Source organism: Streptomyces sp. GD-15H (genome assembly GCF_045291515.1).
Classification (GTDB): domain Bacteria; phylum Actinomycetota; class Actinomycetes; order Streptomycetales; family Streptomycetaceae; genus Streptomyces.
Genome location: NZ_CP149448.1, coordinates 1 through 11,288, shown reverse-complemented (window position 1 = coordinate 11,288; position 11,288 = coordinate 1). Strand labels below are relative to the sequence as shown.

General features: G+C 71.6%; 10 protein-coding genes. 5 read left to right on the top strand and 5 right to left on the bottom strand.

Annotated elements, in window-relative coordinates:
- Positions 1-334 precede the first annotated feature (334 nt).
- A complete protein-coding gene (locus tag WJ438_RS40610; protein ID WP_341485514.1) occupies positions 335-772 on the bottom strand; it encodes a hypothetical protein in 438 nt (145 codons plus the stop codon).
- Positions 773-848: 76 nt separating this feature from the next.
- On the bottom strand, positions 849-1,574 hold the full coding sequence (locus tag WJ438_RS40605; protein WP_341485513.1) for a hypothetical protein: 726 nt from the start codon (positions 1,572-1,574) through the stop codon (positions 849-851).
- Between the two features lie 220 nt (positions 1,575-1,794).
- Here WJ438_RS40605 and WJ438_RS40600 point away from each other — a divergent pair, with 220 nt between their 5' ends.
- From WJ438_RS40600 to WJ438_RS40585, 4 genes are all read left to right on the top strand, one after another.
- Entirely contained in the window at positions 1,795-2,520 is a 726-nt protein-coding gene (locus WJ438_RS40600; protein WP_406730001.1) for a hypothetical protein, read from the top strand.
- Positions 2,521-2,628: 108 nt separating this feature from the next.
- Positions 2,629-3,186 (top strand): hypothetical protein, encoded by a 558-nt coding sequence (locus tag WJ438_RS40595; protein ID WP_341485511.1) that lies wholly within the window; start codon positions 2,629-2,631, stop codon positions 3,184-3,186.
- Between the two features lie 179 nt (positions 3,187-3,365).
- Complete coding sequence (locus tag WJ438_RS40590) at positions 3,366-4,688, top strand: exonuclease domain-containing protein (RefSeq protein WP_406730000.1); 1,323 nt, start codon at positions 3,366-3,368, stop codon at positions 4,686-4,688.
- 14 nt (positions 4,689-4,702) lie between these two features.
- Positions 4,703-4,966, top strand: a complete 264-nt coding sequence (locus tag WJ438_RS40585) for a hypothetical protein (RefSeq protein ID WP_341485509.1) — start codon at positions 4,703-4,705, stop codon at positions 4,964-4,966.
- 119 nt (positions 4,967-5,085) lie between these two features.
- Here WJ438_RS40585 and WJ438_RS40580 read toward each other — a convergent pair whose 3' ends face one another.
- The gene (locus WJ438_RS40580) at positions 5,086-6,222 is read right to left on the bottom strand and encodes a hypothetical protein (protein ID WP_341485508.1); all 1,137 of its coding nucleotides are present in this window, start codon (positions 6,220-6,222) and stop codon (positions 5,086-5,088) included.
- Positions 6,223-7,040: 818 nt separating this feature from the next.
- Here WJ438_RS40580 and WJ438_RS40575 point away from each other — a divergent pair.
- Positions 7,041-7,241 (top strand): hypothetical protein, encoded by a 201-nt coding sequence (locus WJ438_RS40575; RefSeq protein WP_406729999.1) that lies wholly within the window; start codon positions 7,041-7,043, stop codon positions 7,239-7,241.
- A 101-nt stretch (positions 7,242-7,342) separates the two neighbouring features.
- Here the strand turns inward: WJ438_RS40575 and WJ438_RS40570 are convergent, their stop codons facing one another.
- Positions 7,343-10,600: a type ISP restriction/modification enzyme gene (locus WJ438_RS40570; protein ID WP_406729998.1), complete on the bottom strand. Its 3,258-nt coding sequence runs from the start codon at positions 10,598-10,600 to the stop codon at positions 7,343-7,345.
- 315 nt (positions 10,601-10,915) lie between these two features.
- Positions 10,916-11,077, bottom strand: coding sequence for a hypothetical protein (locus WJ438_RS40565; RefSeq protein WP_341485505.1), 162 nt, complete (start codon positions 11,075-11,077; stop codon positions 10,916-10,918).
- Positions 11,078-11,288: the final 211 nt, after the last annotated feature.

Genomic DNA, 11,288 nt, shown 5'->3' with positions numbered 1-11,288 from the left:
AGAGAGGGCGGCCGGTAAGGAGAGGTGCCGTGCATGTGATCGGTGGTCAAGTCGCTTCCCATACCTGCTGATGCTCCCTGGGTTCGCGCGCTGGCGCGAACGGGGGCTGACCCGCTACCTTGGCGGAAGACGACATGAGGCCCGACCCCCGGACTGGGGGCGGGCCTCGACTGTTACCAAGCGTGTTCTTCGACGGCGGCGGCGCCCCGGTGGCCGGCGGCCGTAAGCGGACCATATCCTAGCGTGGACACGCTGTGATCTGCCCACGGCGGCACCGCTCGAACCGGCCCGCGCTACCCCTTCCGCTTCAGCGTGTCCACGCTACGAACGGCCCTCACCAGAGGGGGTCTTGGTGCTCCCCGGAGGGATGGCCGGCCGCGAGCGCGGCCGCGATGGCGGCGGACTCCGCGCCCGGGGCGGCGGCCAGGATCGCGTCCCGCACCGCGACCGCCCGCCCCGCCGCGCCCCGCACGTCAGCGAGCGCATGACCGGTCAGTCCCCGCCGGGCGGCGTAGTCCACGATGTTCTGCAGCCGCTCCCCCACCAGCCAGTGGTCCGGGTTCTGGCAGCTGCTCTCATCGCAGGTGTGCCGGACGACGGCGCCGTTCCGCAGTGCGGCCGCGCCGTGGCAGATGACGAACCCCAGGACGTGGGCCGAGACGACGCGGGAGGTACCCGCCGGGCGGCTGCCCGCCCTGAGCTTCCCGTGCCCGGAGTCGCTGATGGCCCCAAGCCACCAGTGGCACGGCGTCGGCCCCGGGCCGCGATACACCTTCGCCTCGTACCGGGCGACGGTGGCCGGGTCGGCGGCCAGCTGGTCCCACGGAACCGCGGGGCCGGCTGCCCGCTCATGCGGCGGCCTCGTCGTCTTCCAACTCGGGTTCCTCGGCCTGGAACGGCTCCCGGCACTCCCCGCACAGGATCGCCCCGCCTTCCAACAGCTTCGGGGTGACCTGCATCCGGCGGGGCGGGTCGCACTCGCATGCCACGGCCAGGCGCTTGCCCGCCCGGCCCTTCCCGCCGCGCGGGCCCTCCTTCTTCCCGTCCTCGTCCTGCTCCTGGTCCCGGTCCTCGTCGGGGACCTCGATCCGGGCCAGGGCGGCGGCGTCCAGCTTCCGGATGACGGACGCGTACCGGGCGACGGTGGCGGGCGTGATCAGGGCCTCCGAGAAGCCGATGACCTTCTCCGCGCGCTTCGGCGGCTGCAGCCCGACCTCCTCGGCCAGGGCCGCGTACTTGCGGTTGTGCCAGCGGCCCGCGCACGAGGTGTCCCGGATGCCTCGTGCGGCCGCGAGCGCGTGGGCGGCCTCGTGCAGTGCGGTCTCCACCACCATCTCCCCGCCCTTGGCGATGGCCTCGCCGGAGATGAACAGCTCCGCCCGGCGGCCGCCTGCCGCCGCGTCCAGCCACCGGTCCGCCGTGTGGTGTCCCCAGGACGGCCGCTTCTTGTTCCTGCCCTGCAGGCCCGTGCCGGTGATCATCACGACGTCGGGGAGGTCGGGGTGGTGCTTCTGGAACGCGGCCCAGGTCGATTCCAGCGCGGTGGTGATCCGGGTTCCCTCGTGAGTCGCCATGGCTCATATCGTAGCGTGAACACGCTATAAAACAGGAGGGGTTCGGGGGGCGGCTGGAACGACGGCGGCCGCCGTTGGAACTCGCGTTCCAGGGGGCGGCCGTTGGGTGGCGCGGTCGGTTAGTCGCCGTACTCGTAGGCCAGTTCTTAGCCGATCTTCGTCCCGGCTGGCGGGAGACTCGTGCGACCGGGTATCTCTACGAGGCGAGGGGAGGGAAAGAGTGCTGGTGAGATTGGCGCTCCAGGTGCTGCGGTGGCGGCCTCCGGTGTGGTGGCGACGCCCTCCCGTGCCCGGGTCCCGTCGCTCACAGCGCCAGCGGGCGGTCTCCGAGTTGCGCGCACAGGGCCGCTACGGGCCCGAACTGCGCGACGTCCTGCCCGGCTTCGTCGGGCTCGGCCTGGCCCTGCTGGTCCCCGCCCTGCTGCTCGCCTGGCTCTACCGCGCGCTCGGCGTCGGCGGCCTGGTGCTCGGCGTCGTCCTCCTGGCGGCCGCCGCAGCTGCGGGCCTGCGCCTGCACCGGTCGGTCGCCCGCCGGCGCGGCGGCCGCTACACCGCGGCGGAGCTGGCCCGGCTCGATGACCCGGGCCTGGCGGTGGCGGCCGCGCGGATGCTGCGGCGCGACGGCTGGCAGGTGGTCGACCTGACCGCGGGGGAGGGGCGGCCGCGCCTGTACGCCCGGGACCGCCGGGGCCGCGAACTCGACGTCGCGTTTCGCCCGGTGGCGACGGCGGACGAGGACGAGGTGGCGGGCGGGCCCGCCCCCCTGCGGGAGGCCGGGCGGCCCGGCGTCGACCGCCTGATCCGGGTCGTCGTCCACCTCGGCGCCTTCAGCCGCGCGGACGTGCTCTGGGCCTCCCGCCAGGGTGGCGTCCATCTCCTCGACGGTCACCAGCTGCAGCGCTGGGCGGGCGGCGCCACCCTGGACGACCTGGGCCTGCCCGGCTGACGCCCCTTCGTGCTGTTGGCTGCGGCGCGGGCGCCGCGGCGCCCAGTAAAAGGATCTCCTTTCAGTGAAAGCGTGGGCGTGCGATGACTCCACGCCTAGACTCGGCGTATGGAGAAAATCCGGGTGACGGCATGGATCATCGCATCGCAAGCGGGGGCTTTGGCCCTGCTGGAAAAGCGGCGGCGGACGGAAGAGCAGGAGACAAAGGCGGAGCTGATCCGCTCCGGCCTGTCCTCGCGGGAGGCGCGCATTCGGATCATGCGCATGCGGCCGGAGCACTGGCCCGCGCTGGAGGACGTCGTGGCGTCCTCGCTGCGCCGGCGCCTGGCGGACGAGGACCTGGCTGGGCCGTGGGCTGCGCTCACTCAGGGCGAACTGGACCGCCTCGCGCTCTGCGGCCGGTGGCCGGGTGCGAGCGACGGAATCACCCTGGTGCAGCGGAACTACGCGCTTCCGGCGGACCTCGTGCGGCAGCTGCGGACCGCCTCCTGGCGGGTGTCGGAGAAGCCCCTGGCGGAGCTGCACGAGCGGGGCCTGGTCGGCTCGGGCAAGAAGCTGAACGAGGAACAGCGGCGCGTCCGCGACGAACTCGCGCGGCAACTCCACCCGCCCGCCCGCATCATCCGTCAGGCGCTCACGGCCTATCCCCCGGCCCTGCCGGAGTGACCTCGGGTGCGCCCGCCAATTTAAAGGAGATCCTTTTAAGGAAACCGGCTCTTTTGATACACGAAAAGGGTGGCGCATTCGTAGTCTTCTGCGAATTGGTGACGTGGTTTAAAAATGTCCTGGCGCGGGTTTATGAATGCTACGGTGATTCCCCAGCAAACGGCTTTCTGGAGGTAGGAGTGAGCACGGCAACCGCGACGGCGCCCGGGGTCCCGGCCAGCCGTTCCAGCACGGACGAGGCCCCGGGACGGGTCGCCCGGGGGAAGCCGGTCGACACGGAGGACGGGGTGGCGGTCTACATCTGGGGGCAGGCCCCGGCGGGGCTGCAGACACAGACGCAGCTGGCGGCGGCACGGCTGAGGCTGTCGGAGGGTCAGCTGCCGCTCGCGTACCTGCGGCACCGGAAGCACGGGGACTTCGCGCTGTACGATCCGGCGGCCGCGGTGAAGATGCGCGCGCTGCCCTCGTCCACGAAGAAGAAGATGGAGGCCCGGCGAACCTGCCCGACGTGCGGCAAGGTCCGCAAGCACATCGTGCGGGGGCGAGCCTGCTCGGTCTGCCGAAACGCGGCGGAGCTGGCCCGGCGGCGGGAGCGTGAGCGGACGTGCTTCGGCTGCGGGGCGGTGCGCGAGCGTCCGTACCCCAAAACCCATGGCCGGTGCCGGGACTGCCGCCGGGCCCAGCTGGCGGAGGAACGGGCCCGCAAAGAGCGGGCGTTGCTGCACGCCATCACCTGCCCGGGTCTGGTCTGCACCGTGAAGACGGCCAGCAAGGCGGAGTACCGCCGTTGGCGAGAGGCCAACCCGTACGGCTACTGGCGGGCGCGGTGGTGCCCGCCGTGCGAGGAACGCAACGAGCGGGAGGCGGCCGAAGCTGAACAGCGCGCCCGGGAGGCCCGAGAGGCTGAGCGGGAGGCACGCCGGCGGGAGGTGGCCTCCCTGCAGGAGTGGGCGGCGGCCGCGCTCGCGGACGACTCCGTGGTGGTCCTCGACACGGAGACCACGGGCCTGGACTCGGAGGCGTGCCTGGTGGAGGTCGCCGTGGTCAGCGCGGGCGGGGACGTCCTCCTGGACTCCCTGGTGAATCCGGGGGTGCCGATCCCTCGGGACGCCTCGGACCTGCACGGCATCACGGACGAGCTGGTGGCCACGGCGCCCTCGTTCGGGCAGCTGCTGGTCGACCTGACGCGTGTCCTCGACGGGCGGCGGGTGCTGATCTACAAGCGGTCGTACGACGTCGGGCGGCTGCGCTGGGAGTTGACCCGCCACTACCGCGCGGCCGGTCACGAGGACCCGGCCGCCTCGGCGGCCGCCTGGCTGGAGTCGATGACGTACGAGGACGTCCTGGTGCCGTACAGCAACTGGGTGGGGGACTGGTCGGACTACTGGGGCAACTACGCCTGGCAACGGCTCGGCGGCGATCACAGGGCCCTTGGCGACTGCCGGGCCGTACTCGACTGCCTCCGGGCCATGGCTGCCCCGGCGGCCGTGCCGGTCGACTGAGGGAGGGTCACACCATGGTTCAGATCAGGGTCATGACGGACGACCGCGAGCGGGGCGAGCGGGTAGTGGAGATCCTGCTGCCGCTCCTGCAGGCGTGCACCGCGCTGCAGGCCGGGGAGCCGACACGGCTGTCGCACCGCGGCGGCGGGCTCCGCCTGGTGCTCGACGTCCAGCCGACCGAGGGGCCCGCCGGCGTCCGGCTGGAACGGGAGGACACCCCGGCGCGGCCACCACGGGCTCCGGGTCGGCGGCGGGCTCTGCCACGCGGAACCGGGTAACAGTCCGCTGCGACTGTTACCCTCCTGACCTGCGGAAATTATAGGAACGGGCCCTCGTCTGAGGGCCCGTTTCGCTGTGCGGGGCCAGTCGCCAATTGGCGACTGGCGGGGGAGTTCTGCTACTTCCTGCCCCGGGCGTTCTCTTCCGCCGTACGGGCCCGGTCCTCCGCCTCGCGGACCTTGTCCCGGGCCTCGTCCAGCTTGTCCCGCAGCTCGTCCACCCGGGTCTCCAGCGCGGTCACCCGGGCGCCGGCGCGCTCGGCGTCGCCCCGGGCCCGCTGCAGCTCGGTGTGCAGCTCGTCCCGGAGCTGGGCGGCGCTCTTCTCGACGGCCGCCACCCGGACCTCGGCGTCCCGCGCGGCCTGGCGGGCGTTCTCCTCCGCCGTGCGCACGCGGTCCTCGGCTTCGCGGACGCTGGTCCGCGCGTCCTCGACCTCCCGGACGGCGTCGGCCTTCACCTGGGCGGCCGCCTTCTGCTCCCGCTCGACGGTGGCCTTCATCTCCTCGACCTGGCGGACGGCCTCGTTCTGCGCCCGGCCGGCTGCGGTCTCGGCGGCGGTGACACGCTCGGCGGCGGCCGCCTCCACCTCCCGGATCTTCTCGGCGGTCTCGCCCTCCACCTGCTCGACCCGCTGCCGGGCCTCCTCGGCGGCGCGCTCGGCGGCGGCGCGGGCCTCCTCGACCTCGCGGGCTGTCTCCGCCCGGATGCGCTCCACCTCGGCCTCGAACCGGGCGCGGGCGTCGTCCAGTTCGGTCACGGCCTGCTCGGCTGCCTCCGCGGCGGCCGCCTCCGCGTCCTTGGCTGCCTTCGCGGCCTGCTCGGCGGTGATGCGGCGGGTCCGCTCGGTCGACGCCTCGCGCTGGGCTTCGGAGATCTTGGCGGCCGCGTCGTTGGTGACCGCGAGCATCTGCGCCTCGGCGGCCTCGGGGTCGGTGATGGTCTGCAGCTGCTCGACGTAGCGGCCCAGGTCGCCGGTCAGCCGCTCCATCTGCGTGATGACCTCGCCCCGGAGGTCCACGGCGGTGGCGGCGGCCATCGACACGGGGCGGTCCAGGTCGTCCGGTTCCGGGCGGCCGGCCGCCTCGGCGGTCTTCCGGCGCTTCGCCCGGAACGCGGTCAGCGCGGTGTGGTCCTCGCGCTCGCAGTACTTCGGCGCCGGGCCCGGGGTGCTCGGGTCCTTCGCCTCTGGCGGGTTCTCGCACCCCGGGTACTGGCAGGTGGGCCGCGCCACGGTCTCGGTCTGGGGCTCGCTCATCCGGGTCTCCCGTCATTGTTCCGACACTCTGAGTGTATCACATCGCATTGCATTACGTTACATTCCATATCGATCGAATGAAACGAGATGCAATGCAATAGATGGGTGATCCGGGCTCGTCGGCCGGTCGGCGCGCGGTCGCGACGAGGACGGGGCGCCTCTGGGCCGGTTCCATAAACGGGCCCTCATCTGAGGGCGGAAAACAGGAAGCGCCGGCGCGGCCGCCACGACGGCGGGTTCGCCGGACCGGTCACCACGGCGGTGGCGCGCTGAGCGGAGCGCCCACGACGGGCCCGGCCACATCGCGGCAGCTGCTGCTCCCCCGCAACCACGGCGGGCGGTGCGGTCTGCTCACGCTCGCGCGTGCGTGACGGCGGCAGTACGGCGGGCAACCCGACTCCGTCCGGGCAGACGGCGATCCGGACCCCGGCCCGCCACCCCTCCCCTCCCCGCTGGCCTCGTCGGCGCGCACAACGGCGAGAGCTGCGGTCGGCGGACGGCTGGCCATGTAAACCGCCCGCCGTGGCCGTGTTCTGGCGATGTCCACGGATTGCCCACACGCCTCGGTTCCGCGGACCTGGAAATTCCACCTCATTGAGGGTCTTGGTGGGCGTGCCCGCGGCTTCCGGTGCCCGCTTGGCACAACTGTTGCCGTGTCCAATCGGTCCAGGCGCCCGGGCGCCTGCTGTGACAGGAGATCGCTATGCGTGTTTCCCGCTTTGCTGCCGCGCTCGGCGTGGCAGTCGCCGTGGTGCTGGGTGGTGCCGGAGCTGCCGCCGGCGCCGCCGCGCCGGGGGTGGCCGGTGCGTACGCCTCGAATGACCACCATCGTGGGGACCGGGGCGAGGACGGGCCCCGGTACCACCACGGGCACGGGAAGGACAGGGACCGCCACCACGGCCACGGGAGGGACAGGGACCGCCACCACCGGCACGGCCACGGCCACGGGCATGGGCATGGGCATGGGCACGGCCATGGTCATGGCCACGGGCACCGCTGACACGATCGCCGAACCGTGATGGGGCGGCCCGATTCGGGCCGCCCCATCACCATCTCAGCAGGGTCCATGGACGGCCCACCGCGCTACCGATGCCTGTCCGGTGGGCGTCTCGCCGTGGTGTCAGATGAGGGTGTCACCCCCGCCGTCGGGCGCAGAGTCCAGCGAGAAGCGGGGCTTCCTGTCCGCCGTGCTCTGCGGTCGGCGGGCTCCTGCAGCGGTGAGATCGTCCAGCGTGACGACGCCGTCGGTGAGGATGGACTCCAGGGTCTCGACCTGCTGGGGTTCGAGGCCGACCAGACGGGTCAGGACGGAGAGCAGGTCGAGGAACTCGCCGGTCCAGTCCGGATCCCACGCCGTGGCGTTGACGTCGTCGAGCGGCGAGCTGCGGCGGCCTCCGGGTTCCTTCTTGCGGTAGTCGAACCACGACTTGATGACGTTGCGGCCGCCGACCGCGTAGTCCCACACCTGCCGCGTGACCGGCCCGAACTCTCCATCGCCCAAGACGACGGTCTGCCGGTCTTCGACGTAGACCAGCATCTCCGGCAGTGCCGTGACCGGTTTCTGGCACAGGGGGCGCTGCGGATCGCCGACGGGCAGGCGCACATCACCGGCGGGCCTCCCCTCACCGGTGAAGCACTGTCCGTAGGTGTGGAGCCACAACACCTGACGGCCAAGGCCGACTGCCCTGGTCCAGAGGTCGGCGTCCGTGGTGACGGGGACCCGTATGCCGGGAGTGGTCAGTTCGTCGGCAAATGTCTCAGTGAACGCCGGGTGGGCGACGACGCCGGCGACGTACGCGAGGACGTCCTCCGCGGTGATCTCGGTGCCGATGCAGTGGGCGATCGCGGTCGTCAGGCCGCGGGCGAGGTTGGGGGTTCCATCAGGGTGGAAGAACGGCAGGACGCGGCCACCCCTGCCATTGAAGTGGTGGAAATCCGGAATCAGGGCAGAGAAGGCAAGTCCAGGGCCAGTCTGGAATGCCTGTCTGTGCTGCTCGACCACGAAGACCTGTCCGAGCTGGCGTGCCGCCCAGAGGTCGCGGCGGGGCATGTCCATCACGCGGGGGTCGGCGACCACCCACTGCCGGTCGAAGGCCCGGTAGCCAACGCGGGCGGTGGTCGGCCTGGTCGCGGTCTCCTGGGTGAGGGGTTTCCCGGGTGTGGGGCTGGTGTCGTCACCGGGCAGGTGCGGTTTGGTCTTTTTGAGGGTGGCGTCGCGGCTCTCCTTGAAGAGCTTGGCTTTCCGTTCGAGGTCGCCTTCGCCGATGAGCTGGGACCATCGGCGCTCGAGGGCACCGTGGCTGGGCGCGTACACCCAGGTGCGGGTCGGGAACACGCCGGGCGAGTACCAGGGCAGCAGGTCGTCGAGAGCCGGATAGGTGTCCCACTGGCTGGTGCTGGCGGGGGTGAGGGGGGCCGTCCAGTCGGTGCGGCAGTCGCGCCATCCGTCGTCGTCGAGCTGGGTGGCGGCCAGGGCCGCGAACTTGGCGGCGCGGCGCCCGGTCAGGGTGCGGTGGCGGATGCGGGCCGGTGTGGCGTTGTCGGTGCCGGTGCGGCGGACGAAGATTCCGATGGCGAGGGGCTGGCGCACGCCGGGGAAGATCCGGGTCGGTATGTCCGGGGTCTGGCCCTCCGGGGTGCAGTCGATGATCCATCCCTCGGAGGCGTAGCGGCGCAGGTAGGCGCGCATGCCCTCGAACGCGGGGCCGGTGAGGTAGCCGGAGGTGGTGATGAAGGCGATGACGCCGAGGTTGCCCTCGTAGTCGGCCGGGGTGGATTCCCAGACCTTCCAGGTGGCCCAGCGCCAGAAGAAGACGTACAGGTTCTTCAGCTTGGCCTTGAACCGGCTCATCCCGGGGACGATCCAGTCGTCCAGGATGGCCGTGTTGCCCTTCTTGCTCTTCAGCTCCAGGCCGCCGTTCTCGACCCAGCCACCGGTGCCGTTGGCGAGTTCGGCGTAGGGCGGGTTGCCTATGACGACGGTGACGTTCGCCCGGGCCTTGATCTCGTTGGCCCTGCGGCGGGAGGCCGCGATGAGCTGGAGGGCGGAGCGGAACTGGGTCTCGGCCGCGTTGGGGTCGTCGAGGGTGTCGGTGACGAACAGCTTGAACCCGCCGTCCGGCGGGACGGCCTGGTAGCTGTTCAGCTGCTCGGCGGCCCGCAGCTCGGCCACCGCGTACGGGCCCATCTGCAGCTCGAACCCGGCGATCCGTTCGGCGGCCCGGGTGACCGCGCCGGAGACGGCGCCCGGCCCGTCCTGGGCGGCGGCGGTCGCCGCGATCCGCTCGAGCACCGCGTGCAGGTAGGTTCCCGTCCCCATGGCCGGATCGACCGTGAAAACCCCGGGATCGGCGAAACCGCGCTGCCTGCCGAGGCGGGTGACCAGGACGTCGTCGGTGAGCCGGACCATCTGCTCGACGACCTCGACCGGCGTGTAGTACGAGCCGGACCGCTTGCGCAGATCGGGGTCGTACTCGTCAAGGAAGTGCTCGTACAGGTGCAGATACGTGTCGCGGCCACCGCCGCGGATACGCCCCCAGTCGACGGCGTCGACCGTGCGGGCCAGCAGGTCCAGCGTGACCCTGAAGTCCACGGCCACGTCGTCGGTGAGGAGCTGCAGCGCCCGCCCCATCAGGGAGTGGTCGGCGCGGAGCTTCTCCCCGATCGTGTGCAGGGATTCACCGAAGACGGTGATGCCCTCGGTGCGGGCCAGCAGCAGGGCGAACGTCACGGTCTGCGCGTAGCCGTCGGCGAACGTCGCCTCGCTAGCCTGGGGGAACAGCATCGCCCGCCACTCGGCGGCCAGCCCGAGGAAGGGCTGCAGGCGCTCGTCGGCACCGCCCCGCACGGCCGCGTGCTCGGCCGCCAGCTGGTCCAGCACCTCCCCGCGCAGCAGCCGCGTCATCCGCGCGACGGCCGTGACCAGGCCGCCGAGGCTGGTGACCGGGGCCGGATGCCAGGTCAGGAAGTCCGCCAGTAACGCCTCGAACTCCGCCGGAGCGCTCACCCTGCCGTCGTAGAGGTCGCCGGTGAAGTGCACCGTGCGCCGGTGCACGCCGTCCTGGTACAGGCGCCACTGGGTGCCGTTGGTGTAGAGCAGGTTCGGCAGGTCCTGCTGCCGTTCCCACTGCACCTTGTCGTGGCCGCGCAGCGCGGCCGGGGCGATGGTCTTGCCGGGCGCCTTGACCTCGACATATCCGGTGATCGCCCCGTCGACGCTGACCCCGTAGTCCGGCCGCACCCGCCGCTCGGTGTCGCGCACCTCGTCGTGGAAGACGGCCCGCACCCCGAGCTCGGGCCCGGCCGCTCGCAGTAACTGCTCCAGCGGGGTGCGTATCGCGGCCTCCGGTTCCCCCGGCCGGCGAACTTCGCCCCGCACTCCGCACCGAACGTCTTGACGGCTCCGGCAAGCCAACTTGGTATCTCTCCCACACGCCCCCCAATCGAACAGAACGTGATCATGCCAGATCAGAGATCCGGAGTTGACACCCCGTCAGGACGGCTTCTAGGGAGGGTGTGTACCCCTGCTGGTCGACGGCACACCGGACCCCGGCCACCCCTCCCTCTGCCGTAGCCAGCTTCTTCTCCGTCATCACGGCGACCGCGGCGGGCGCGCTGCCGACCGCCGCGGTCGGCAGCGCGCCGTGGCCACTCCCCCACGGCGGCGCAGTCTCGGCCCGCCCGGTCCAGGTCTTCAGCGGGTGAGCCATGTTGCGCCGGCGAGGGGCCCGACGACGATGGCGGCCATGGTGAGCAGGCGGTAGGGCGGGTGCTGGACCGTCACGTGCACACCTCCGACACGCAGCTCGAAGAAAGGTGTGGCCTGGGCCTGGCGGGCGTGCTTGGTCTGGCTCATGGAGTCCCCTCCGGGATGTGGGCATGCGGAACCAAGGCCGCATGCGGTGGGAAGTGAAAAGCCCCGCCGGTGGTGGGCGGGGCTTCGAGAATGCTGTGGACGATATTGCCAGCGGAGGTTAGTCATTCAACCCCAACTGACCTGCGGTTTTCCTTGAATCACCGGTGAGAGCATGCTGCAGGACCTCAATACGCGTGAGGGCCCAGGGGAC